Genomic DNA, 24,254 nt, shown 5'->3' with positions numbered 1-24,254 from the left:
CCCTATCATACCCACGACAAACCCTGATTTTCACCAACCAGGTTAACATAAATGAATTATTGGCAAGCGATTTTAAAACAAACCACCGATCGCGAGTTCATGACGCGACTGTGGCGACTGGCCCTGCCGGTTTCGCTGCAATCCATGATGTTCTCCCTGCTCGGCCTCATCGACATCATGATGGTGAGCCAGCTCGGCACCACGGCTGTGGCGGCGGTCGGCTTGGGCAACCGGGTCTTCTTCTTCAATCTGCTGGTGATAGCGGGGCTCTCGGGCGGGGTCTCGGTGTTGGCGGCACAATATTTCGGCCGTGGCGAGATGGCCGGGGTGCGCCGCTCCCTGGCCCTGGCCCTGGTGGGCGCCCTGGCGGTGAGCCTGCCCTTTGCCCTCGTCTATGTGCTCTCACCGGGCAGCGTGCTCGGCTTTGCCAGCCAGGAGCCCGCGCTGCGCGAGCTGGCCGACGAGTTCCTGATGATCACCGGCGCCACCATCCTCTGCACCGCCGTGGTGGTGCCCCTGGAGTCGGCCCTGCGCTCGGTGGGCAATGCCGCGGCGCCGATCCGCATCGGTATCATCGCCATCATCGCCAACGTCATCCTCAACTATGCCCTCATCTTCGGCCATTTCGGCGCCGAGGCCATGGGAGTAGCCGGCTCCGCCTGGGGCACCACCCTTTCGCGCCTGCTGCAGACCGCGCTGCTGCTTGCCTATGTGTGGCGTGCAGAGCCCCGTCTCATCCCGCGCAAGCAAGACTGGCTCGCCGCCTTCAGGCGCAAGGAGGTGGTGCGCTTCACCCTGATCGCCCTGCCGCTGTTGCTGCACGACGGGCTCTGGGCCTTCGGCATGCTGCTCTACGGCTTCCTCTACGCGCACCTCGGCACCGACGCCCTGGCCATCATGACCACCCTCGGCACGCTGGAGAGCATCCTCATCTCCCTCTTCTTCGGGCTGGCGGTGGCCTGCTCCACCCTGCTCGGCCACCGGCTCGGGGCAGAGGAGTATGACGAGGCCTGGCAGCACTCCCAGCTCTTCCTGCTGCTGGCCCCCGTCGGCGCCCTGCTGGTGGGGACCGCCGTCTGGCTGATGCAGGGCAGCCTGCTGCAATGGGTCGGCAACCTGCCGGGCGAGCTGATGACTGAGGCCGGCCAGGTGCTCGCCATCCTGTGTCTGGGCATGCTGCTCAAGGTGTTCAACATGGTGGGGATCGTCGGGGTGCTGCGCTCGGGGGGGGACGTCAACTACAGCATCTTCATCGACATCGTCGGCATGTGGTGCATCGGCCTGCCGCTGGCCTGGGTGGCGGTCAGCCTGCTGGGCTGGCCCCTCTCCTGGGTGGTGGCGGTGGTCCTGCTGGAGGAGCTCTCCAAGGTGCTGCTGGTGCAGCGCCGCATTCGCCAGCGGCGCTGGCTGCGCAATCTGGTGCTGGGATAAGGGAAGAGCGCAAAGCGGGAAAATGCGGGGTCATATCAATGACAGAAAATCCCGCTTTGCAGTATGCTGGCCCCCTCTTCAATCAGAGGCGGGGTGCGCCGGCCATGCCGACCCTTGTGCCCCTGCCCAGTAGTCGTTTAAGGAGACGAGCATGCAACCACAAAAAGAGCGGATCACCGAGACTGCCCTGCTGGAGATGGCCAACAAGATCATTCGTGAACACGAGGACTTCATCCACGGCATGCGCGCCGACTCGGTGGAGCAGAAGGGGGACATTCTGGTGTTCAAGGGGGAGTTCTTCCTGGCAGAGGACGGCACCCCGACCGGCAAGACCATGGCGGTGTTCAACATGTTCAAGCTGCTGGCCCAGCAGCTCTCCGGCAAATACACCCTGGCCTGACGCCAGCCCCGTCATCACCGGATGCCGCCCTCAGGCGGCATCCGTTTTTGTGCGCCCTGCATCGCCAGCGGGTTTGCCGGCCTCGGCCACCACGCAGTTGCGACCCGCCATCTTGGCCATGTAGAGGCACTCGTCCGCCCGGTTGAGCAGATCCTCCACCCCCTCGCCACGCTGGGCCAGGGTCAGACCGATGCTCACCGTCACCTCCAGCAGCTCGTCGGAGGTGGGGCTTTTCACCAACCTCGCTTCCACCGCGACCCGCAGCCGCTCCGCCACCCGCTTGGCTTGTGCCAGATCCGTGCAACCGGGCAACAGGATGGCAAACTCCTCCCCGCCGTAACGCCCGAGCACCATGCCGGGCTCCAGTTGTTCCGACAGGGTGGCCGCCACCTCCTTGAGCACCGCATCCCCCGCCAGATGGCCGAAGGTGTCGTTGATGCGCTTGAAGCGGTCCAGATCCAGCAGCAGCACCGCGAAGGGAGCCTGTTTGCGGATCATGGCGGCCCTCGCCTTCTCGAGCTGCTTCATCAGCAGGCGGCGGTTCATCATGCCGGTCAGCTCGTCCGTGGTGGATTCCCGATAGAGTTGCAGCAGCATGTTGAGCTGGCCGCACTGCACCCAGGCGCTGGCGATGGCAAAGAGCCCCAGCAGCCAGACCTGGTTGAGGGTCTGCACGCTCCAAAGAGGCTGGCCCACCAGCAACCAGTTGCCCGCCAGCATGGTGGCCAGAATGCCCCCCGCCAGTTGCAGGCTGAGGGAGAGGGGAATGGGGAAGATGGCGAACAGGCTGATGAGCAGATAGGGGAAGGCCATGTAGCCCGCCTGCATCTCCTGATCCGCGCCGAAGCTGTGCAGGCAGATGAGGGAGAAGAGCATCATCACCGCCATCAGGTAGCCCAGCGCCAGCTTCATGCGCTCGCGCTTGAAGTGGATGAGATAGGAGAGGGGGATGAGGGGCGAGAGGGCCAGCAGGCAGAAGATCCTGACTTGGAACAGCGCCTCGAACTGGATGGCTGGCAGGGTCAGCCAGTCCACCAGAGCCCAGCTCGGGAGCCCCGCCATCAGCAGACAGGTGAGCAGCCGCAGCCGCACCGTCATGAAGCCCATCCGGGTCAGGGTAAAATCTTCGGAGTGGGCGCGGGCACTCCAGAACTCCGACAGCTTCAGCATCCAGAGTCTCCATCTTCGAACCGAGGGCTCATTCTACACCGTCCCCATCCTGATGCATCAGCCTCCCTCCCCTTTGTGAGGGATCGGTCTCACACAAACCGGCGGATCTTAATCGCCACAGGAAAACGTTTCAACCCATCAGGAAATAAACGAGTTTGCGCTCAATTAGCGCTGGAAAGCGCGATGCCAATCACTAAAATAGCGCCCAATTTTCTCCCCTCCCCCCACACATTCGAGGTATTTATGGAACAGGCTGCCGCCCCAAGCGCCATCCGAGAGGCCCATCCCCCCAGGCGAGCCCACAGCGAACTGGTCTACGGCATCGAGGATGTCCCCCCCCTGCCCCAGACCCTGTTCGCCGCCCTGCAGCATATGCTCGCCATGTTTGTCGCCATCATCACCCCGCCCCTCATCATCGCCAATGCCCTCGGCCTCCCCGCCGACGACACCCGCTACATCGTCTCCATGTCCCTGGTCATGTCCGGCATCGCCTCCTTCATCCAGACCCGCCGTTTCGGCCCCCTCGGTTCCGGCCTGCTCTCGGTACAGGGCACCAGCTTCAACTTCCTCGGCCCCATCATCGCCTCCGGCCTCGCCCTCAAGCAGGCGGCCATGCCCACCGACGATCTGCTGGGCACCCTGTTCGGCACCATGCTGGCAGCGGCCCTCACCATCGTCGTCATGAGCCGCTTCCTGCACCTGGTCAAACGGATCATCACCCCGCTGGTGACCGGCATCGTGGTATTGCTCATCGGCCTGACCCTCATCAAGGTAGGGCTCATCAGCATGGGGGGCGGCTATGGCGCGCTGGCGGACGGCAGCTTCGCCAGCCACACCAACCTCTTTCTCTCCCTGCTGGTGCTCGGCCTCATCGTGCTGATGCAGCGCAGTCGCAACCCCTGGCTGCGCCTCTCCGCCATCATGATCGCCATGCTGGCGGGCTATGCGGTGGCGCTGCTGCTGGGCAAGGTGGCAGCCCCCACCTTCGACGGCCCCCTGGTGATGGTGCCTGTTCCGCTCCACTACGGGCTCGGCTTTGACTGGCAGCTGTTCGTGCCGCTCGCCATCATCTTCGTGGTGACGGCGCTGGAAGCCATCGGCGACATGACCGCCACCTCCGACATCTCCGGCGAGCCGCTGGAAGGGCCGGTCTACATGGCGCGGATCAAGGGGGGCGTGCTGGCCGACGGCGCCAACTCCATGCTGGCGGCGGTCTTCTCCACCTTCCCCATGTCCACCTTCGCCCAGAACAACGGCGTCATCCAGCTGACCGGGGTGGCCAGCCGCCATGTCGGCCTCTTCATCGCCGCCATGCTGGCCCTGCTCGGCCTGTTCCCGGCGGTGGCGAGCCTGGTGCAACAAATACCTGAACCCGTGCTCGGCGGCGCCACCATCGTCATGTTCGGCACCATCGCCGCCGCCGGGGTGCGCATCATCTCCCGGGAGGAGCTGGACCGCCGCGCCCTGATGATCCTGGCGGTGTCGCTCGCCATGGGCCTCGGAGTGGCCCAGGTGCCCGAGGTGCTGCAACACCTGCCGGAGCTGGCCAGGAGCGTGCTCTCCTACGGCGTCGCCACCGGCGGCCTCACCGCCATCCTGCTCAATCTGCTGCTGCCCAGGCGCGCCGCCGCACAGGCCTGACACTCCGCCATCCTTGCACCAAAGCCCCGCCATGCGGGGCTTTACCTTGTTTGCCCCCGCGCGTACTGTGCTTGGCAGCCTCTGCCAAAGGATGCCTCTCATGCCTTATACCCTGCTGCCCCCGCCGCCCGCCCACCAGACACCCGACCAGATCCTGGCCGAGGAGCAGCGCTGGCTGCGGGAGTGCGCCGGTGACGGCGAGCCCAGAGCCCTCCTCTGGCAGGGCCCCCAATGCCTCATCGTCACCCGCAAGGACACCCGTTTGCCCCGCTACCAGGCCGCCTGCGAGCAGCTTGCCGCCGAGGGCTGGCCGGTGTTCGTGCGCGACAGCGGCGGCACCGCCGTGCCCCACGGCGCCGGCATCCTCAACCTCTCCCTCATGCTGCCCCGCACCACCACGGATCTGGCCCATTACTACCGGCTGCTGGGGGCGCCCCTGCTCGCCCTGCTGGAGGAACACGGTCTTGCGGGCAGCTACGACTTCGTGCCCGGCTCGTTTTGCGACGGCCAGTACAACCTGGTGATCGGGGGGCGCAAGGTGACCGGCACCGCCCAGCGCTGGCTGGCGCCGGGCCGGGATCACGACGGCGCCGTGCTGGCCCAGGCCATGCTGCTGGTGGCGGGGGATGTGGACGAGGGCACCCGGATGGCGAGCCGCTTCTACGAACTGGCCGGGGGCGAGCTGCGCTTTGCTCGGGGCACCTCCACCACCCTGGCCCACGCCATTGGCTGGCAGGGGGATGAGGCGGCCCTGGTGAGCCGGGTGAGCAGGGCGCTGGCGCAGCGGCTCACCGGAGATATTCCCTCCCCCTGACCCCCTGGGGGCAACAAGCGCTGCCATTCATTGCGTAAAATGCAAAAAAGCCACGATGAGCGTCGTGGCTTTTGCGTATTTCGCACAGATATTGTCAGAGGATCCGGGATCAAGCCCCGGGTTTTGCCATCCCAGCCCGGATCCCGGTTGACGCCATGGACAGGGGCCCGGCGACAGGGCACCCCGCAGGCCCGCTTCTCATCAGGCCGTCTGCGGCTCGGGCTCGGATTCCGTATCCCGGTCCCGACTGAAGTAGGCACGGGTCTCGGCAATCACCACGTGACGCAGGCCGATGAGACCGATGAGGTTGGGCACCGCCATCAGGCCGTTGACGATGTCGGCCAAGAGCCAGATCAGGTCCAGATGGAGGAAGGCACCGCTCGCCACCAGCACCAGATAGATGAGGCGGTAGGGTTTGATCGCCTTCACCCCGAACAGGTACTCGGTGCAGCGCTCGCCGTAGTAGTTCCAGCCAAGGATGGTGGTAAAGGCGAAGAACAGGAGGCCGATGCTCACCAGATACTGACCCACATGGGCATCCAGCCCCTGGGCAAAGGCCAGACTGGTCATGGCCGCACCGCTTGCATCGCCGCTCCACACCCCGGTCACCACCAGCGTCAGGCCGGTCATGGTGCAGATGATGATGGTGTCGATGAAGGTACCGGTCATGGAGACCAGCCCCTGCTCCACGCAGGAATCGGTCTTGGCCGCCGCCGCCGCGATGGGGGCCGAACCCAGCCCCGACTCGTTGGAGAAGACCCCGCGCGCCACCCCGGACTGGATCGCCAGCATGATGCCGGCGCCGACGAAACCGCCGGTGGCCGCATGGCCGGTGAAGGCGCTCCCGATCACCAGCATGACCGCATCGGGCAGGGCGCCTGCATTGTTCACCAGCACCCCGGCACAGGCGACGATGTAGAAGATGGCCATGAAGGGCACCACCTTGCTCGACACACTGGAGATAGACTGGATACCCCCCAGGGTCACCAGCGCCACGATCAGGGTCAGCACCACGGCGGTCACTTCACGGGGTACCGAGAAGGAGAGGCTCATGGCATCACTGATGGCGTTGACCTGGGGGAAGGTACCGATGCCGAAAAAGGCGACGCCGATGCCGAACAGGGCAAACAGCTTGGCGAGCGGCCTGGAGCCGAGCCCCTTCTCCAGATAGTACATGGGGCCACCTGCCATCTGGCCGTTGGCGTCCTGCTGGCGATATTTCACCGCCAGCAGGCACTCGGCGTACTTGGTGGCCATGCCGAACAGGGCGGCCATCCACATCCAGAACAGGGCGCCCGGGCCGCCGAGCTTGATGGCGGTGGCGACCCCGACGATGTTGCCGGTGCCGATGGTGGCGGAGAGGGCGGTGCACAGGGCACCAAAGCTGGAGACATCCCCTTGCTTGCCCTGCCCCTGATCGCGGCCAAAGACCAGCTTGAGGGCCAGCGGCAAACGCACGATCTGAAGCAGACCCAATCGCCAGGTGAGATAGATACCGGTCCCGACCAGCAGGATCAGCAGGGGGGGACCCCAGATAAAGCTATCGATGGCGGCGAGCGCCGATTGAATTGATGACATGCATCCTCCTTAAAAAACAACGATTAAGGAGGAGAAGGATGATCTTCCCATAGGTATCGCGATCGGCCAGAGGCGATCGGATGCGGGCCAAAAACGTGTTCACACTCTTGCTGCGAGGCCGTGATCAAGGCTCATGCGCTGCTCGAAAGCCTCATGTATTTACATACACTCCGGTTCCTGCGCTGCTCTTTACCTTGCTGACGACCTCTCGTGACAGACCGTGAACAGTTTCAAGCTCAGGTACAACCATCCCATCCCCTCTGTCCTTTTGCCTGAGAGTTTCCGGCGCCAGATTGCGATGCAATCACGGTGCCTTGCTCCTTCGGCGCCCGATTCAACGGGTCTCTCCAGAGTATCGTCCAGTAGCAGTCCACACCGGTTGCCCGGTACCTGAAAGATTCACTTCTTCGGTGGATGGTTGCCCATCGCTCTCCTGCTACCTTCATCCGAACTAGTTTGGATCAGGAAGCGGGCATGGTAATCCAAAAAATGTGAGCTGTCTCGCACTCCCTGGCCCCGGCGCCCCCTTTTTACCTGGCCTCAACCCCCGGGCCTGATGTTATTAGTTCGTTAACTATCAACAGCTTATCAAGCTCCCTTCGGAGGTGCTCCCCATCACGGCCCTGATCGCTCCCCGTATCAAGAGCCTGTTTCGTCTCGACCAGAAAAACTTGCCGACATATCCAATCAAAATGCTTGCACACAAACTCAATAAGCCGATAATCCCGCGCATAACTAAGCACTTTGCAAGGGAGTTATGCAATGTGCCTGGTGGGTCCCTCCGGACCGCTCGCCTGAGCCGGCCGTCGCCGGTTCAATCGCATATGGCTTGGGCATATCACGCCCCCTAAGGACTATCAAAAGAGAATGAACGAGACCCTGGTCGCACAAGATTACCGTCAGTTGGTTGAACAATTCGGCTCCCCCCTGCTGCTGCTCGACAAGGCAGCCGTCCGCAAACAGTATCGGGCCCTGGCGGCCGCCCTGCCCGATGTGCGCTTGCATTATGCACTCAAGCCCCTGCCCCACGAGGCGGTGGTCTCTGTCTTGAAGGAAGAGGGGGCCTGTTTCGATCTGGCCACCAATGGCGAAGTGGATCTGGTGCGCAGCCAAGGGGTTCGCCCGGGACGCTGCATCCATACCCATCCCATCAAGCGTGACAGCGACATCCGTTATGCCCTGGAATTCGGCTGCACCGTGTTTGTCTATGACAACCCGCTGGAGCTGGAAAAGTTCCTGCCCTACAAGGATGAAGTGAAACTGCTGCTGCGGGTCAGCTTCCCGAACCCCGAGACCAAGGTCGATCTTTCCAAGAAGTTCGGCTGCACCCCGGAGCAGGCACTGCCGTTGCTGCAACTGGCCCAGGCCAAGGGGATCAAGGTGATGGGGCTGTCGTTCCACGTCGGCTCCCAGGTGCCCCACGCCCGTCGCCACGTGCAGGCCATCGACGCCTGCCGCGAGATCATGGAGCAGGCCTGGGAGCTAGGGCTCAAGCCCTGGGTGCTGGATATCGGCGGCGGCTTCCCGGTGGACTATGACGGCGGCGAGTTCGACATCGACGGTTTCTGCGCCCCGATCCGCGAGGCCCTGGCCAAGCTGCCCGCCACGGTGCAGAAGATTGCCGAGCCGGGCCGCTTCATCAGCGCGCCGGCCATGACCTCGGTCTCCAGCGTGATGGGCAAGGCCCACCGCGGCGACAAGATCTGGTACTACCTGGATGACGGTCTCTACGGCAGCTACAACGGCCAGCTCTACGACCACGTCACCTACCCGGTGAGCACGCCCTATGCCCACGGCGAACTGCACAATGCGGTGCTCTCCGGCCCCACCTGCGACAGCGTGGACGTCATCCGCGACAGCATCATGCTGCCGGATCTCGAGATCGGCGAGCTGGTGGTGGGTCGGGTGATGGGGGCCTACACCTGGGCCTCCGCGTCCACCTTCAACTTCTTCCCCAAGGCGAGCATCCTGATCCTGGACAGCGCCCAGAAGCAGAAGCTGGTTGCCGTGGCCTGAGACCAGGCCCCGCGCACAAAAAAGAGGGGACGCCGCGGCGTCCCCTCTTTCATTTCATCACCAGACTAGATGAACTGGCTCGTCAGCAGCCAGCCGGTGTAGGCGACGAAGCAGGCGAGCAGCACGCCCCCCTCCAGCCGGTTGATGCGCCCCTGCCCCTTGCGGCCCAGACACATCACCAGCAGCAACAGGGTCAGCCCCATCATGATGCTCCAGTCGCGGGAAAGCACTTCGGGCGCCACCTCGAGCGGGTGGATGCCAGCGGCGATGCCCACCACGGCCAGGGTGTTGAACAGGTTGGAACCCAGCACGTTGCCAAGGGCCAGATCGTGCTCGTTCTTGCGGATGGCGATGAGGGACGATGCCAGCTCCGGCAGGGAGGTCCCCACCGCGACTATGGTCAGGCCAATCACCAGATCGCTGATGCCAAAGCCCTGGGCGATGGTCACCGCCCCCCACACCAGCAGACGGGAAGCCCCGATCAGCAGCACCAGGCCGACGATGAGCCAGAGGATGGCGCTCTTGAGAGACATACCCTCGGAGACGATGTCCTCCTCGGTATCCGTATCCAGCGCATCCCCCTTGCCGTTCATGCCGGCCCAGATGGACCAGCCCATCAGCACTGCGAATACGGCCCCCAGAATGGCGGCATCCATCCGGCCCAGATTGCCATCGATGAGCAGGGCGCCGGAGAGCAGGGTGATGCCGAGCAGGATGGGGATCTCCTTGCGCACCACCTGGGAGGCGACGGCGATGGGGCTGATCAGGGCGGTCAGACCCAGGATCAGGGCAATATTGGTGATGTTGGAGCCATAGGCATTGCCGAGCGCGAGCCCGGGATTGCCCTGGGAGGCCGCCAGCGCGGAGACCACCATCTCGGGGGCCGAGGTACCAAAACCGATGATCACCATGCCGATCAGCAGCGGCGGCATACCGGCGTAACGGGCAGTGGCGGCGGCGCCGTCCACGAACTTGTCGGCACTCCAGACCAGCAACGCCAGTCCGGCAATCAGGGCAACAAAAGCCAGGGTCATATTGTTCTATCTCATCCACGGCAAACACGAGAGCCAGGCAAGTTGCCTGGCTCCATCCAAACGCGGCCTCAGTGTAACGGGGCCGCTTGCTATTTCAAGGTGTAATCAAACGCCGATTAATCTTTCACAGCGCCGCCAGCAGGCTCTGGGCATCCGACACCTCGAACTTGCCCGGCGCCTCCACGAAGAGCCGCTCCACCACACCATCGTTGGCGATGAGGGCAAAACGCTGGGCCCGCACGCCGCCGAAGGCCCCGGTCTCCTTGGCAAGACCCAGTGCCCGGGTCCAGCTGCCGTCGCCGTCCGCCAGCATGGTGATGTCAGCGGCGTTCTGTGCCTCCTGCCACGCCTTCATCACGAAGGCGTCGTTGACCGACAGACAGCACAGTTCCACCCCCTTGGCCCTGAACTGATCGGCCAGCACCACGTAGCCCGGCAGGTGGGCGTTGGAGCAGGTGGGGGTGAAGGCGCCGGGCACCGCAAAGAGCACCACCCGCTTGTCGGCAAACAGGGCCCGGGTATCCTTCACCTGCTTGCCCTCGGCGGTGATAAAGGTAAATTCCCCTGCGGGCAGGGATTGACCGACCGTGATCATGATGACGCATCCTTCTGTGGTTCAAAGAGGCCCAGTCTACCCCATTCCACCAGAAGGCGAAGGGGTCCATCGAGCAGCAACAAAGCGATTGGGGAGCGAACGCCTGTCGCCCCTATTTCTGGCCTGATGGCAGGCGCCTTGCCTGCCAGGTGGCGATGGCGAGCAGGGAGTCAGGCGTGAACTCGTCCGCCCGATCGGCTATCTCGCCCAGGCTCATCCAGTGCACCTCGCTCACCTCTTCGGCCTGCAGTTGCAGCGGCCCCTGATAGTGACAGCTGAACAGGCCGCCCCAGACCCGGTAGCGGCTGCCGCTCGCCTCCCCTTCGGCATAGAAGGTGCCGTAATCCTGCAGGGGCACGTCGCGGATCCCCAGCTCCTCGGCCAGCTCACGCCGTGCGGAAAGGGCCATGGCCTCCCCCGTGGTCACCACGCCACCGGCGCAGGCATCCAGCATGCCGGGGCAAAAATCCTTGCTCGGGGTGCGCCGCTGCACCAGGATGCGCTCAGCCTCATCCAGCACCAGGATGTAGCTGGCACGATGGCGCAGGTTTTCCTGACGCACCCTGGCGCGCTCGGCCACCCCGATCACCCTGTCCTGCTCGTCTACTATGTCCACCCACTCCACGTGCGGCACCTTTGTCATGTCTGCAATGGCCGCAGTATATCGGGCCCCGGACCCGGACTCTCACTACTTTTTCAACGCCGGGGCTGCACGCCAGTCGATCACAAGACAGATTCATACAAATCTTTATCAAGTGTCACATCAGTGTCACGGTCCGTCGGCATAGTGTGCCCTGTCCAAACAACAGGGTCTCTTGCCATGAAGGTGTTCAAGCAGTGGTCTCCCCGTCGAATTGCTCGCTATATCAAGAGCTTCCATCATGGAAGCTTCATGGTTGAAGCACTGGGGCGGTTTGAGTTTCAAGGGGGGATCATCGATGTGAAGCCGTTGAGCTGTCATCAGGCGCTGAGCCTGGCCCGGCAGATCAACCTGGCCGTGCGCGATCTGCGCACCACCACCCTGTTGCCGGGCTGACATACTCCTTTCTGTCTGTCGTCGACTTCCATGTACACATTTGCCCGCCGCTCATTCGAGCGTGCGGGCTGTTTTTCTGAAGGTTGTGCCCTGCCTCAGTGCTGCAGGATCTGGGAGAGGAAGAGCTTGGTCCGATCGGACTGGGGGTTGTCAAAGAACTGATCCGGCACGTTCTCTTCGATGATTTGCCCCCGGTCCATGAAGATCACCCTGTCCGCCACCTGCTTGGCAAACCCCATCTCGTGGGTGACGCAGAGCATGGTCATCCCCTCGTGGGCCAGCTCCACCATCACATCCAGCACCTCCCGCACCATCTCGGGATCCAGCGCAGACGTCGGCTCGTCAAACAGCATGACCTGGGGATTCATGCACAGACTGCGGGCGATGGCGACCCGCTGCTGCTGGCCACCGGAGAGCTGCCCCGGATACTTGAGCGCCTGTTCGGGGATCCGCACCCGGCGCAGGAAGTTCATGGCGATCTCCTCGGCCTCCTTGCGCGGCAACTGCTTGACCCAGATGGGCGCCAGGCAACAGTTCTCCAGCACGGTCAGATGGGGGAAGAGGTTGAAGTGCTGGAACACCATGCCCACCTCCCGGCGCACCGTCTCGATGTTCTTGAGATCCGAGGTCAGGGCCGTGCCCTTGACCAGGATGTCTCCGCTCTGGTGCTCTTCCAGCCGGTTGATGCAGCGGATCATGGTGGACTTGCCCGACCCCGATGGTCCGCAGATGACGATCTTCTCCCCTCTGCCCACCTGCAGGTTGATGTTGCGCAGCACGTGAAACTCACCGTACCACTTGTTGACCTCTTTCAGTTCGACAACTGCGTCCGTTTTCATATCAGAACGACTCCTAATGCTTGTGGCCCGTGTTGAGTTTGCGCTCCAGATAGATGGAGTAGCGGGACATGCCAAAACAGAACATCCAGAAGATCATGGCGATAAAGACATAAGCTTCGGTGGAATACCCCAGCCAGGCCGGATCCGCCAGGGCCACCTTGGAGATGGCCAGCAGATCGAACAGCCCGATGATCAGCACCAGGCTGGTGTCCTTGAACAGGGAAATAAAGGTGTTCACCAGGGAAGGAATGGTGATCTTGAGGGCCTGGGGCATGATGATGAGGCCCATCACCTTCCAGTAGGAGAGCCCGAGGGCATCCCCCGCCTCATATTGCCCCTTGGGGATCGCCTGCAGCCCCCCTCTCACCACCTCGGCCACATAGGCCGCCTGGAACAGGATGATGCCGATGAGCGCCCGCAGCAGCTTGTCGAGCTCCACCTCGGTACTCATGAACAGTGGCAGCATGACGGACGCCATGAAGAGCACAGTAATGAGCGGCACCGCCCGCCAGAACTCGATGTAGACGGTACAGAGGCTGGAGATGACCGGCATGTGGGAGCGACGCCCCAGTGCCAGCAGGATGCCGAACGGCAGTGCTACGACTATGCCCACCACCGCCAGCACCAGGGTGAGCATCAGCCCGCCCCAGCGGTTCGTTTCCACCACCTCCAGCCCCGCTCCCCCATGGATGAGGAAGAAGGCGATGACAGGGAACACCAGCAGGGTGAAGAGCGCCAGCCACCCCTTGCGCGGGGTCTTTGGCCAGATGAGCAGGGCCAGCAGCGCCGCCAGACCGGCGAAGGTCAGGTTGATGCGCCAGTACTGATCAGCCGGGTAGAAGCCATAGAGATACTGCCCCAGCCGGCTCTCGATGAAGATCCAGCAGGCACCGCCCTGGACGCAGGCCTCGCGGCTGCTCCCCTGCCAGGTGGCCGAGAACAGCGCCCAGTCCAGTGCAGACCAGATGAGTGGCAGCAACAGATAGGCCAGCACCAGGGTCAGCAGGCCGTTCCACCAGTTGGGGAAAAGGTTCTGCCTGATCCAGGCGAGCGGCCCCCGACGGTGGTTGGGAGGCGGCAGCGCCTCCTGCAATTCATTCACGAACATGACAGCTCCCTAGCGCTCAACCAGCGTCATTCTGCGGTTGTAGATGTTCATCAGCACCGAGGTGGTGATACTGATGACGAGATAGACCCCCATGGTCATGGCGATGACCTCGATGGCCTGCCCTGTCTGGTTGAGAGTCGTCCCCATGAACACCGAGACCAGATCCGGGTAGCCGATGGCGGTCGCCAGGGAGGAGTTCTTGGTGAGGTTCAGATACTGGCTGGTCAAGGGAGGAATGATGACCCGCATGGCCTGGGGAATGATCACCAGCCGCAGCGTCTTGGTGGGCGAGAGCCCGAGGGCGGAAGCCGCCTCCGTCTGCCCCTTGCTGATGGCCAGGATGCCGGATCGCACTATCTCGGCGATGAAGGCCGCCGTATAGATGGTGAGCGCCAGCAAGAGGGCCGCGAGCTCCGGCAGCACCGTCAGCCCGCCCCGGAAGTTGAACCCCTGCAGCGCAGGCACGCTCCAGCTGAGCGGGCTGCCCGCCAGCAGGAAGGTGATACCCGGGAGCAGCATGACCAGGGCGGCCACACAGCGCCAGAACGGGAAGATCCTGCCGGTCAGGACCTGACGGCGGCGAGCCCAGCGGCCCAGCCCCCAGCTCAGCAGCACCGCGAGCACCAGTGCCCAGAGCACGTAGCCGAATCCCTCTTCGAACAGGGGCTTGGGCAGATAGAAGCCCCGCACGTTGAGGAAGGCGAGCCCGCCAATATCCACGCTCTGACGCGGGGAAGGCAGGGTACGCAGCACCGAGAAATACCAGAAGAAGATCTGCAGCAGCAGCGGGATGTTGCGAAACGTCTCTATGTAGACGGCCGCTATCTTGGCCACCAGCCAGTTGCGCGACAGGCGCGCGACCCCGAGTGCGAACCCGAGCAGGGTGGCAAACAGGATGCCGAGCACGGAGACCAGCAGGGTGTTGAGCAGACCCACCACGAAGGTGCGACCGAAGGTATAGGTCTCGTCATAGGGGATGAGGCTCTGCAAGATGCCGAAACCGGCCGTGTTGCCCAGAAAATCAAAGCCTGTGGTGATGCCACGGGTGGCCAGATTGGTCAGGGCATTGTTGACGATGTAGAACAGAAACCCGATAACCGCCGCGATGGCCAGGCACTGGAAGAGCAGCGCCCGCACCTTGGCGTCATACCACCAGCGGCCCTGTTCTTTCCTATGGTTTGATGCGTGTAACGCCATGAGGATGACTCCGACAAAGCCAGGGAAAACATGGGGGGCCAGGCCCCCCGGTGACTGTCGACTCAGCGGATGGGTGGCGCGTACATCAGACCGCCCTTGTTCCAGAGGGCATTGATGCCGCGATCAATCTTGAGGGGGGAACCGGCACCGACGTTGCGATCGAAGGATTCACCGTAGTTGCCGACCTGTTTGACGATGTTGTAGGCCCATTTGTCATCCAGCCCCAGCACAGTCCCTTTGGGCTCTTCCAGCCCCAGCAGGCGACGGATGTCAGGGTTGGTGGACTTGAGCATCTCGTCCACGTTGGCACTGGTGACCCCGGCCTCCTCGGCATTGAGCATGGCGTTGAGGCTCCAGCGCACCACCTTGAACCACTGATCGTCACCCTGACGCACGGCTGGGCCCAGCGGCTCCTTGGAGATGACCTCCGGCAGCACCACGGCTTCCTCTGGCTTGGTGAGCTTGATCTTGAGGGCATAGAGCTGGGACTGATCCGAGGTCAGCACGTCACAGCGGCCAGCTTCGAAGCCCTTGACGGTTTGATCCGAGGTATCGAACACCACTGGGGTGTACTTCATGCCGCCATTGGCGCGGAAATAGTCGGCCAGGTTGAGCTCGGTGGTGGTACCGGACTGGATACAGACGGCGGCACCGTCAAGCTCCTTGGCGCTCTTGACCCCGAGGGACTGCTTGACCAGGAACCCCTGCCCGTCGTAGTAGTTCACCCCGGCGAACGTGAGGCCCAGCGACCCATCCCGGGTCAGGGTCCAGGTGGTGTTGCGCGAGAGCAGATCCACCTCCCCGGACTGCAGGGCAGTAAAGCGCTCCTTGGCGGTGAGGGAGACATACTTGACCTTGCTGGCGTCCCCCAGTACCGCGGCGGCCACGGCGCGGCACACGTCCACGTCGAGCCCGGTCCAGGTTCCCTTGGCATCCGGGTTGGAGAACCCGGGCAGGCCGTCACCGACCCCGCACTGCACGAATCCCTTCTTCTTGACGGCATCCAGCGTACCGTCCGCCCACGCATTGGCTGCCATCAGCGACAGCGCCATCACCATACCTGCCTTGTGTATCTGCTTCATGTCACTCTTCCCTGTGGTTTGATTCGAACAGGCATCAAAATCTAGCGAGATGCCATCGTTTCCCTGCTTTTTGGCAGCTTATCCAGCCGCAGAAAAACCTGTCAATCGGTGCAATCCGGCCCAACCATGGTGCAACAGAACAAAATATCTGAACGGGGGAATATGCACTCTCAGAATCAAAAGTAGACCCTTATTTGCCAAATAGCCTGCTGCTTAAAACCCTTCTTGGCATGAGGATTATTTTTCGAAAATAAATCGGCTGCACCGCATTGGGGCAGCCATTTCTGCTGACAACTGACTCATCAGATTCGGTTTTATGCCAAAAGCACCAGAGTGAGGCAGCATGACCCCATATGGAAAAATGGCGATAACAGGCAGGTAAAAGCAACAGAAAAGGAAGTAAAAGGCGGGGAAATGGCGACCTTATCTCCCGCAGGCTGGGCTTCAGAAAACCAGGAGGTCATCCTCCCCGTGGACCATCCGCAATGTCGGTGATCACGCCGTTTTCGACGGTGACAAACTGCATGAATTCCCGCTTGCCGAAGTTGTAGGTCCAGCGCTCGGCATACTTGACCGTCACTCTCGCCCCGAAGCCGTTCTCCTCGAAGCGGGTGAGATCTTCCTTGAGCATCGGCTGGCCGCAGCGAACCAGCAGCTCTGCCGTGGTGTCTCCCTCAGTCAGCAAGGCGTTCTTGCAACGCAGGGTGCCTGCCTGCACAGGCAAGGCCGCCACCAGCAACAACCACAGAACAGGTTTCATTTTGCACTCCATTTGAACAGCATGGCGCCCAGCGAGATGCACACCAGGGCGAACACCATGACCTGACCCAGAGGGCCTGCCACCTCCTGCCATCCCGCCCCTTCCAGCATCACGGCGCGGGCTGCTTCGATGATCTGGCTGAGGGGCAGCCTGGCCGCAAGCTGCTGCAGCCAGGTGGGCGCGCCTTCCAGTGAGAACCAGACACCGGATAAAAACATCATGGGCAAGCTGATGAGATTGAGCAAACCGCTCGCCAGCTCCTCGTTCTGCAGGCGAGCGGCGATGAGCAGGCCAAGGGAGGCCATGGCCGTTCCTCCCGCCAGGGCGATCACCAGCAGCAGCCACCCCGACCCGATGAGGGGCACATCCAGCAGCCAGTAGGCCGCGCAGAAGACCAGCAGGCTCACCACCAGGGTGATCAGCACCCGTGACAGCAACTGGGCGAAGAGAAACTCCAGCGCGCCGAGCGGCGTGGCTCGCAGCCGCTTGAGCACCCCGTTCTTGCGGTAACGGACGATGACGAAGCCCACCCCGAACAGGCCGGAGAACATCAGATTCATGCCGATCACCCCGGGCAGCAGCCAGTCACCGTAGCGAATGGCGCGCCCGCTCAGGGTTTCCCGCACCAACTGCACCGGCACGGCCTGGCGCAGCAGGTACTCGGCCATGGCGCCCTGAGGGGCGTCCGGGTTGATCCAGTAACGGCCCGTGCCGGGCGAGAGCAGCAGATCGAGTTGGTGGTGGCGCACTTTGAGCCGGCCCTTCTCCTCCTCGTCATAGGGGATGATCTTGAGCAGCGGCACGGCGCGCAGCGGGGCATAGGCTGCGGGCAGCTCCCCCACCACGCCCATCTGCACCAGCGGCTTGGGCGGGCCGGAGAAGATGAGGGTAAACCCCAGCACCAGCAGCAGCGGAAAGGCCAGGTTCCAGATCAGCGCGGCCCGATCCCGCACGAACTCCAGGTTACGGGCATAGAAGAGCGCGCCGATGCGTTTGAGGGATCCCGTCATCTGGTGCTCCTTGGGCTGGCAGGCGGGGGCGACATGCAGGCTGGCGTCGTTGCGAGGCACCGCGGGGCCGCGTTCATGCGCCGCTCCGCAGGCTGTGGCCGGTCAGGTGCAAGAAGAGATCCTCCAGATTGGGGGAGCGTACCTGCATGCCGGTGAGCGGCACGCCCAGACTCAGCAGCCGTGGCAGCAAGTCCGCCACGTCAGGGCAGCTCAGCTCCACCTGTTCGCCCAGCGGGCGCAGGGGATAGCCGAGCCCAGCCAGGGCCGGGTGACCCCCGAGACGCACCAGCACGCCATCGAAGTGTCGCGCCAGCAAGGCAGCCGGCGTATCCAGACTGAGCAGGTGGCCGTGATCGACGATGGCAATCAAATCGCACAGCTGCTGCGCTTCGTCCATGTAGTGGGTGGTGAGCACCACCGTCTTGCCCTGGGCCTTGATCGCCTCTATTCGCTGCCAGAAGTGGTGGCGCGCCTGGGGATCCAGTCCTGTGGTGGGCTCATCCAGAAACAGCAGTTCGGGATCCCCGAGCAGGGCCAGAGCCAGCAGCAGGCGCTGACGCTGGCCCCCCGAGAGCTTGCGACTGTCCCTGTCGATGAACTCGCCCAAGGCGCACAGATCGATGAGCAGCTCCCGTGGCAAGGGATTGGGGTAGAGGCTGGCGAACAGGCGCAGGGTATCGCGCACCGTCAGGAAATCCTGCAGCGCCGTGTGCTGGAACTGGATGCCGATGCGGGAGCGATAATCCGGGCCGCGCGGGGCGCCGTGAAACAGGATCTGGCCGCTGTCCGGGGTGAGGATCCCCTCCAGCATTTCTATGGTCGTGGTCTTGCCCGCCCCGTTCGGGCCGAGCAGGCCGAAGCAGCTGCCGGCGGGAATGGCAAAACTGAGCCCGTCCACCGCCTTGACGCCGGGGAAGTGCTTGACGAGATCGACGACCTCGATGATGGCTGCCATGGCGTGTCTCCCTCACATGGCCGGAATGGACGACGCTCTGACTATATCCAAATCCCCGCCGAAGGCACATGGCCCGTTTGGGCGGTCCAAAAACAAACGGCGACCTCAGGGTCGCCGTTTGCATCACGCCAGCCGGATCACAGGATGTCCAGCAGCTCCACTTCGAATACCAGAGCGGAGTACGGCGGGATGGAGCCGGCACCACGGGCACCGTAGGCCAGATCCTGCGGAATGTAGAGCTTCCACTTGGAGCCAACCGGCATCATCTGCAGCGCTTCCACCCAACCGGCGATCACGCCGGTCACCGGGAACTCGGCCGGTTGGCCGCGAGCAACGGAGCTGTCGAACACGCCACCGTGGGTGAAGGTACCGTGGTAGTGCACACGCACGGACTGACCGGCAACCGGCACGGCGCCATTGCCTTCGACCATGACTTCATATTGCAGACCGGAGTCGGTGGTCTTCACTTCGGCGCGCTTGGCGTTGTCGGCCAGGAAGGCTTCGCCTTCGGCGGCAGCGGCCTTGGCGGCAGCTTCCTGCTCTTCCTGCATGCGGGCGGTGATCACCTGGAAGGCATCGTTGATATCGTCACGGCTGACCGCGAACTCCAGGCCGTTCAGGGCATCTGCCAGACCTTGTTGCAGGGCCGGGATATCCAGACCGGCGAAGGCTTGCTGAGCCAGTTGGTCGCCCATGTTGCGGCCGATGCCGTAGCTGGCCTTCTGTTCGATAGAGTCGTATTGGGACATTGAGAGGTTGCTCCGGGTCCTGATGGTAAAAGAGTCGGGATGATAACAGACTTTTTCGCACCATGCTGCCAAGATGCCCCTCAATTGCCCGCCGGTGGGAGACGCCTCACATCGGCCCCCTCATCCCCGCCCCTTCTCCCGCATAGAGGAGAAGGGAGGAAAAAAACAGCACCATCACCCCTGCTCACATTCAAGCCGTATCAGGCCCTGTCCAGCAGTGCCCGCACCGCCGCGACCTTGGCGCCGTCGGTGATGTTGACCCGGCCATCGTCCGAGGTGCCCATGTTGACGTCACAGAGAGAGGCACCATGGCGCCGCACGGTCTGCATCAGGCCTTGTCCAGCAGAGCCCGCACCGCCGCGACCTTGGCGCCGTCGGTGATGTTGACCCGGCCATCGTCAGAGGTGCCCATGTTCACACCATGGGGCACCATGCCACCGCGCCAGCCCATGCCGGACATGTGCACTTCATTGACGCCGGTGAATTCGATGATGGTGCGCACGTTGTCGGCGTTGACCCCGGCCCCCGGCATCAGGCTGGCCCGTCCCGCCAGCGCCTGGTGCATGGCCTGCAGGGTTTCGAGCCCCGCCAGCGCGGTCGGCGCATGGCCGGAGCTCAGAATGCGCTCGCAACCCGCCGCGACGATCGTCTCGAGATCCAGCCGCCAGTCGGAGGAGAGATCGATGGCCCGGTGGAAGGTGACGCCGAGCGGCCCCGCCGCCTCGACCAGTTGCCGGAGCTTGCCTTCGGGTACCCGTCCATCTTCATCCAGCAGACCGACCACCACCCCTTGCAGGCCCGCAGCACGAGCGGCCGCGATATCCAAGAGCATCATCTCGAACTCGCCGTCGTTGAAGCAAAAATCTCCGGCGCGTGGACGGATCATGGCGTACACCGGCACAGTGGCGTGGCGGGCAGCCAGCTGCATAAAGCCATAGGAGGGAGTGAGGCCACCCAGCCCCAGCGCAGAGCAGAGCTCGATGCGATCGGCGCCGGCCGCCTGGGCGGTGAACAGGGATTCGAGGTTGTCGATACAGATTTCAAGACGGGTCATGATGACTCCTTGTTCGGGGAGATCAGACCCTCTGTCCGATCTCACAGATTGAGCAGGGCTGCACCGCGCACACCGCCGGCTCCACCGAAGCGGGCCTCGCGGATCGCCGGCAGGGCGACACCGGGCAGCAGGTGGCCGGGCAGACGTTTGGGCAACTCCTCATAGAGGGCTGGCAGGGCGCTCAGGCCGCCCCCCAGCACCACCACATCGGGATCAATCACCGAGATGGCGGTGGCGAGGCCGGCGGCGATGATCTCGAGCCAGCAGTCGATGGTCGAGAGGGCCGCCGCCTCACGGGCATCGGCACGGGCGACGATCTGGTGGCCGCTCACCCGTTCCCCATGAACATGGTGGTATAGCCGCTCCAGGCCCGTGCCCGACGCATAGGTTTCGAAACAGACCAGGCGCCCGCAGCCACAGCGGGGACGGGGCAAATCCGGGTATTTCATCAGGATGGTGGCGGGCAGCGGGTAGTGACCTATCTCCCCCGCCAGCCAGTTGCGCCCCTGGATGAGCTTGCCCGCCAGGTAGACGGCGCCGCCGATGCCGGTGCCTATGGTGACGCCGAGGGCGCTGCCAGCACCGTCTGCGGCCCCCTGATGTACTTCCGACCAGAGGAAACAGTTGGCGTCATTGTCGACCTTGACCGGTCGGCCCAGCAGTTCGGCCAGATCCGCCCCCAGATGGCGGCCATGGATGGCGGGCAGGTTGGCCGCCACTATGCTCCCGTCGAGGCGATTGAGGATCCCCGGAAACCCGATGCCGACGGCCCCTTTCACCCCGAAGCGCGCATCCGCCGCCTCGACCCGCTCGCGGATCAGCTGCTGCAACCCTTCGTAATCATTGCCGGGAGTGCTCATGCGCTCCTCGTGACAGAGATTCAAGGCGCCGTCATACACAGCGAACGCTATCTTGGTGCCGCCAATGTCAAATCCGTAGTACATGCCACACTCCCTTGCGGTGGACCCGGCCACCTCAGTCTGTCCAGATGGGGCACATTGTATTAATTCGCAAAAAAAATAAAGTGACCGAGGGCGAAAAACGGGAGCCAGCTCAAAGCAAACGGAACATTTGTCGCTGTTGGCAAGGTTGTCCGAGGCTCATCAGGGTGCGCTCCTGACCGTCGAACATGAAGCCGCGGCGCAGGTAGAATCCCTCGCCGATGTGATTGCCATCCAGCAGCCAGAGCCTGACGCACTCGCAACCGGCCCGGCGCATCTGTACCGCCACCGCCTGCCACAGCCGTTTGCCATGACCCTGACGCCAATGATCGGGATGAAGGTAGAGCGCCCGGATCCGCGCCGTCATCAAGCCTTCCTCCAGGGAGGGCTGCCAGTAGAGCAGGCCGATGACCACGTCGTCCTGGCAGACCAGCATGGGAACGGGGCCGGGCTCGGCGAGCCGATGTCGCCAGATCTGCAGGTGGTCGGTCACCGCCAGCTGGGCCAGCATGTCGGCCCCCAGCACCTCCCCGTAGGCCGCCAGCCAGCTCGCCCGCTGCATCACCGTCATGGCGGCGGCATCGGTGGGACGCGCCAGGCGCAGGCTTACGCCTTGCACTGGGGAACCAGCCCTGATGCTTTCGCCTGCTGGTACAGGGGCTGCACTTCGGCCTGCTGGGCCTGCAGGTTGGCGATCCGGCTCTGGTCGCTGGGGTGGGTGGAGAGCAGCTGGGGCGGTGCCTTGCCACCGGAGGCGGCGCTCATGTTCTGCCACAGGGTGACGGCTTCGGCCGGGTTGAACCCGGCGCGGGCCATCAGCTCGAGGCCGAGCCGGTCCGCTTCGCTCTCCTGGGTTCTGCCATAAGGCAGGGCTATCCCCACCTGGACCCCGAGGCCCAGGGCGGCCATGGTGGCAGCGCCCCCGAGGCTGTCGCTGCTACCGATGGCGGCGTCGGCCACCGCCAGACCGATACCGGTCAGCTGATCCCGGGAGAGGCGCTCGTTGGAGTGCTGGGCCAGCACGTGGGTCAGCTCGTGACCGATGACGGTGGCGAGCTGGTCCTGATTCTTGGCGACTTTCAGCAGGCCGCTGTACACGCCTATCTTGCCGCCGGGTAGGGCGAAGGCGTTGATCTCCTTGGAGTCGAACACCACTACCTCCCAGCTGGTGATGCCATAGCTGGCAGGCACCTGGGCGGTCACCGCCTTGGCCACACAGCCCACATAGGCATTCATCCTGGCATCCGTGCTCACCTTCTCCTGCTGCTTCATCTGGGTGAAGGAGTCGGCGCCCAGCTGGTTCATCTGCTGGGGGGAGAAGAGCAGCATCTGGTTGCGACCGGTCGGTGACTGGGCGCAGCCGGCCAGCAGGGCGCTGCACAAGGCCGTCAGGGCCAGTCTGGAGAGGGAAGATGCGCGCATGAGAGGGTCCTTTGCCGTGAAGTTGCCCTATTCTCGGAAATGCCGCCGCCCGGCGCAAGCCGGGCGCTGCGCCCTGCGACCAAAAAGATCCTGGGGCGCACCAATGAAAACGAGCCCGCATGGGGCTCGTTTTTCTGCAAGGGCATGTTCTGTTACATGATGCCCAGCTTCTTCAGGTCGGCCTGAACCACCTTGGCCGGGACCGGCACATAGCCGTCCTTGGCAACGATGGTCTGGCCCGCCTTGGAGAGCATCATCTTCACAAACTCCTGCTCCATCGGGGAGAGCGGCTTGTTCGGATGCTTGTTCACGTAGACGTACAGGAAGCGCGACAGCGGGTACTTGCCGGTGATGGCGTTGTCGGAGGTCGCCTCGATAAAGGTCTTGCCATCCTTGGAGAGCGGAACGGCGCGCACGCCGGAGGTGACGTAGCCGATACCGGAGTAACCGATGCCGTTCAGGGAGGAGGAGACGGACTGTACCACGGAGGCGGAGCCCGGCTGCTCGTTCACGCCGCTCTTGAAGTCACCGTTGCACAGGGCGTGTTCCTTGAAGTAACCGTAGGTACCGGACACGGAGTTGCGACCGAACAGTTGCAGATCCTTGCCGGACCAGCTGCCGTCCAGACCCAGATCAGACCACTTGGTGGCCGCCTTGGCTTCGCCGCACTTGAGGGTGCTGGAGAAGATGGCGTCGATCTGCGACATGGTCAGCCCCTTGATGGGGTTGTCCTTGTTGACGAACACCGCCAGGGCATCGACGGCGACGCGGATGGCGGTCGGCTTGTAGCCGTAGCGCTTCTCGAATGCCTCCTCTTCACCGGCCTTCATGGCACGGCTCATGGGGCCAAACTGGGCGACGCCCTCGGTCAGGGCAGTCGGTGCGGTGGAAGAACCGGCGGCCTGGATCTGCACGTTGACGTTGGGATACATGCGCTTAAATTCTTCGGCCCACAGGGTCATCATGTTGGCCAGGGTGTCTGAGCCGACAGAGGACAGGTTGCCCGAGATGCCGCTGGTCGGTGTGTATTCCGGCAGGTCTTTATCCACACCGGCAGCCAGAGCGCTGACAGAAAACAGGGTTGCTGCGGTGAATCCGATGACACCAGCCAGTTTGTTGAGTTTCATCCAATCTCTCCAAGTCCAAGGTTGCAGAAGGCAATCGTCAGGTTGACGTCTAAACGTGGTTGACACCCGATCGCAATGATCCGTGGGCCAGCACCACTCCTTCTCCAGTGTTACAGAAGGTCCGTTCTTTAAGACGGCGCCAGTATCTGGCCTGGCAGTGACAAATTTATGGAATTTATATGACACTTTGATGACATGGGCCGAGAGTGGCCCGGATGAAAAAAGGTTCTTCGCGGGATCTTGGGGAAGTGGAAGTTGACAGACAGGGTGCTGGTAAACTGGCTGTCTCCAAACA

Annotated in this window: 24 protein-coding genes, 1 pseudogene and 1 riboswitch; of the genes and pseudogenes, 6 read left to right on the top strand and 19 right to left on the bottom strand. The window is 63.1% G+C overall.

Annotated elements, in window-relative coordinates; genetic code table 11:
• The first annotated feature begins 51 nt into the window (after positions 1-51).
• Positions 52-1,431: an MATE family efflux transporter gene (locus PG887_RS12845; RefSeq protein WP_270821883.1), complete on the top strand. Its 1,380-nt coding sequence runs from the start codon at positions 52-54 to the stop codon at positions 1,429-1,431.
• A gap of 151 nt (positions 1,432-1,582) precedes the next feature.
• Positions 1,583-1,831: a YciN family protein gene (locus PG887_RS12840; protein WP_010673495.1), complete on the top strand. Its 249-nt coding sequence runs from the start codon at positions 1,583-1,585 to the stop codon at positions 1,829-1,831.
• Between the two features lie 30 nt (positions 1,832-1,861).
• Here the strand turns inward: PG887_RS12840 and PG887_RS12835 are convergent, their stop codons facing one another.
• Positions 1,862-3,001, bottom strand: a complete 1,140-nt coding sequence (locus tag PG887_RS12835) for a GGDEF domain-containing protein (RefSeq protein ID WP_010673494.1) — start codon at positions 2,999-3,001, stop codon at positions 1,862-1,864.
• A 243-nt stretch (positions 3,002-3,244) separates the two neighbouring features.
• Here PG887_RS12835 and PG887_RS12830 point away from each other — a divergent pair, with 243 nt between their 5' ends.
• Positions 3,245-4,642: a nucleobase:cation symporter-2 family protein gene (locus PG887_RS12830; RefSeq protein WP_102948784.1), complete on the top strand. Its 1,398-nt coding sequence runs from the start codon at positions 3,245-3,247 to the stop codon at positions 4,640-4,642.
• A gap of 100 nt (positions 4,643-4,742) precedes the next feature.
• Positions 4,743-5,456, top strand: a complete 714-nt coding sequence (locus PG887_RS12825) for a lipoyl protein ligase domain-containing protein (protein WP_270821880.1) — start codon at positions 4,743-4,745, stop codon at positions 5,454-5,456.
• 201 nt (positions 5,457-5,657) lie between these two features.
• Here the strand turns inward: PG887_RS12825 and PG887_RS12820 are convergent, their stop codons facing one another.
• Positions 5,658-7,034: an alanine/glycine:cation symporter family protein gene (locus PG887_RS12820; protein WP_045523510.1), complete on the bottom strand. Its 1,377-nt coding sequence runs from the start codon at positions 7,032-7,034 to the stop codon at positions 5,658-5,660.
• Positions 7,035-7,284: 250 nt separating this feature from the next.
• Positions 7,285-7,395: riboswitch (glycine riboswitch) on the bottom strand.
• 506 nt (positions 7,396-7,901) lie between these two features.
• On the opposite strand from PG887_RS12820, the gene PG887_RS12815 reads away from it, so the two are divergent.
• Positions 7,902-9,050, top strand: a complete 1,149-nt coding sequence (locus tag PG887_RS12815; RefSeq protein ID WP_010673490.1) for a type III PLP-dependent enzyme — start codon at positions 7,902-7,904, stop codon at positions 9,048-9,050.
• Positions 9,051-9,115: 65 nt separating this feature from the next.
• Here the strand turns inward: PG887_RS12815 and PG887_RS12810 are convergent, their stop codons facing one another.
• From PG887_RS12810 to yfcD, 3 genes are all read right to left on the bottom strand, one after another.
• Complete coding sequence (locus tag PG887_RS12810) at positions 9,116-10,084, bottom strand: calcium/sodium antiporter (protein WP_010673489.1); 969 nt, start codon at positions 10,082-10,084, stop codon at positions 9,116-9,118.
• Positions 10,085-10,208: 124 nt separating this feature from the next.
• The gene (locus tag PG887_RS12805; RefSeq protein ID WP_041213349.1) at positions 10,209-10,679 is read right to left on the bottom strand and encodes a peroxiredoxin; all 471 of its coding nucleotides are present in this window, start codon (positions 10,677-10,679) and stop codon (positions 10,209-10,211) included.
• Between the two features lie 112 nt (positions 10,680-10,791).
• The gene (gene yfcD / locus PG887_RS12800; RefSeq protein WP_080767893.1) at positions 10,792-11,322 is read right to left on the bottom strand and encodes an NUDIX hydrolase YfcD; all 531 of its coding nucleotides are present in this window, start codon (positions 11,320-11,322) and stop codon (positions 10,792-10,794) included.
• A gap of 177 nt (positions 11,323-11,499) precedes the next feature.
• Between yfcD and PG887_RS12795 the strand changes: the two genes are divergently transcribed.
• The gene (locus PG887_RS12795) at positions 11,500-11,715 is read left to right on the top strand and encodes a DUF1107 family protein (RefSeq protein ID WP_010673486.1); all 216 of its coding nucleotides are present in this window, start codon (positions 11,500-11,502) and stop codon (positions 11,713-11,715) included.
• A 95-nt stretch (positions 11,716-11,810) separates the two neighbouring features.
• Here PG887_RS12795 and PG887_RS12790 read toward each other — a convergent pair whose 3' ends face one another.
• From PG887_RS12790 to PG887_RS12725, 14 genes and pseudogenes are all read right to left on the bottom strand, one after another.
• A complete protein-coding gene (locus PG887_RS12790; protein WP_010673485.1) occupies positions 11,811-12,554 on the bottom strand; it encodes an amino acid ABC transporter ATP-binding protein in 744 nt (247 codons plus the stop codon).
• A 13-nt stretch (positions 12,555-12,567) separates the two neighbouring features.
• The gene (locus PG887_RS12785; protein ID WP_010673484.1) at positions 12,568-13,662 is read right to left on the bottom strand and encodes an amino acid ABC transporter permease; all 1,095 of its coding nucleotides are present in this window, start codon (positions 13,660-13,662) and stop codon (positions 12,568-12,570) included.
• Between the two features lie 9 nt (positions 13,663-13,671).
• The gene (locus PG887_RS12780; protein ID WP_241656683.1) at positions 13,672-14,859 is read right to left on the bottom strand and encodes an amino acid ABC transporter permease; all 1,188 of its coding nucleotides are present in this window, start codon (positions 14,857-14,859) and stop codon (positions 13,672-13,674) included.
• A gap of 62 nt (positions 14,860-14,921) precedes the next feature.
• Positions 14,922-15,941, bottom strand: coding sequence for an amino acid ABC transporter substrate-binding protein (locus PG887_RS12775; protein WP_010673482.1), 1,020 nt, complete (start codon positions 15,939-15,941; stop codon positions 14,922-14,924).
• Between the two features lie 460 nt (positions 15,942-16,401).
• The gene (locus PG887_RS12770) at positions 16,402-16,713 is read right to left on the bottom strand and encodes a DUF2845 domain-containing protein (RefSeq protein WP_029313965.1); all 312 of its coding nucleotides are present in this window, start codon (positions 16,711-16,713) and stop codon (positions 16,402-16,404) included.
• Positions 16,698-17,711: an ABC transporter permease gene (locus PG887_RS12765; protein WP_201922303.1), complete on the bottom strand. Its 1,014-nt coding sequence runs from the start codon at positions 17,709-17,711 to the stop codon at positions 16,698-16,700. Before PG887_RS12765 ends, PG887_RS12770 begins: the two co-directional genes overlap by 16 nt.
• A gap of 73 nt (positions 17,712-17,784) precedes the next feature.
• On the bottom strand, positions 17,785-18,666 hold the full coding sequence (locus PG887_RS12760; RefSeq protein WP_270821878.1) for an ABC transporter ATP-binding protein: 882 nt from the start codon (positions 18,664-18,666) through the stop codon (positions 17,785-17,787).
• A 137-nt stretch (positions 18,667-18,803) separates the two neighbouring features.
• Positions 18,804-19,415 (bottom strand): FKBP-type peptidyl-prolyl cis-trans isomerase, encoded by a 612-nt coding sequence (locus PG887_RS12755; RefSeq protein WP_010673478.1) that lies wholly within the window; start codon positions 19,413-19,415, stop codon positions 18,804-18,806.
• Between the two features lie 200 nt (positions 19,416-19,615).
• Positions 19,616-19,705, bottom strand: a pseudogene (locus tag PG887_RS12750) (copper homeostasis protein CutC); the annotation flags it as partial.
• Between the two features lie 38 nt (positions 19,706-19,743).
• Positions 19,744-20,469, bottom strand: a complete 726-nt coding sequence (locus PG887_RS12745) for a copper homeostasis protein CutC (protein ID WP_049636301.1) — start codon at positions 20,467-20,469, stop codon at positions 19,744-19,746.
• Positions 20,470-20,510: 41 nt separating this feature from the next.
• Complete coding sequence (locus tag PG887_RS12740; RefSeq protein WP_045523530.1) at positions 20,511-21,413, bottom strand: ROK family protein; 903 nt, start codon at positions 21,411-21,413, stop codon at positions 20,511-20,513.
• Between the two features lie 109 nt (positions 21,414-21,522).
• Positions 21,523-22,029: a GNAT family N-acetyltransferase gene (locus tag PG887_RS12735; RefSeq protein WP_102948792.1), complete on the bottom strand. Its 507-nt coding sequence runs from the start codon at positions 22,027-22,029 to the stop codon at positions 21,523-21,525.
• Positions 22,017-22,832: a M48 family metallopeptidase gene (locus PG887_RS12730; RefSeq protein ID WP_010673474.1), complete on the bottom strand. Its 816-nt coding sequence runs from the start codon at positions 22,830-22,832 to the stop codon at positions 22,017-22,019. Before PG887_RS12730 ends, PG887_RS12735 begins: the two co-directional genes overlap by 13 nt.
• A 152-nt stretch (positions 22,833-22,984) precedes the next feature.
• Positions 22,985-23,959, bottom strand: coding sequence for a PstS family phosphate ABC transporter substrate-binding protein (locus tag PG887_RS12725; protein WP_270821877.1), 975 nt, complete (start codon positions 23,957-23,959; stop codon positions 22,985-22,987).
• Positions 23,960-24,254 lie beyond the last annotated feature (295 nt).

The organism is Aeromonas sp. QDB14 (assembly GCF_027707845.1).
Classification (GTDB): Bacteria; Pseudomonadota; Gammaproteobacteria; order Enterobacterales; family Aeromonadaceae; genus Aeromonas; species Aeromonas caviae.
The sequence above is the reverse complement of the archived record's forward strand: the minus strand, read 5'-3'. Positions and strand labels throughout refer to the sequence as shown.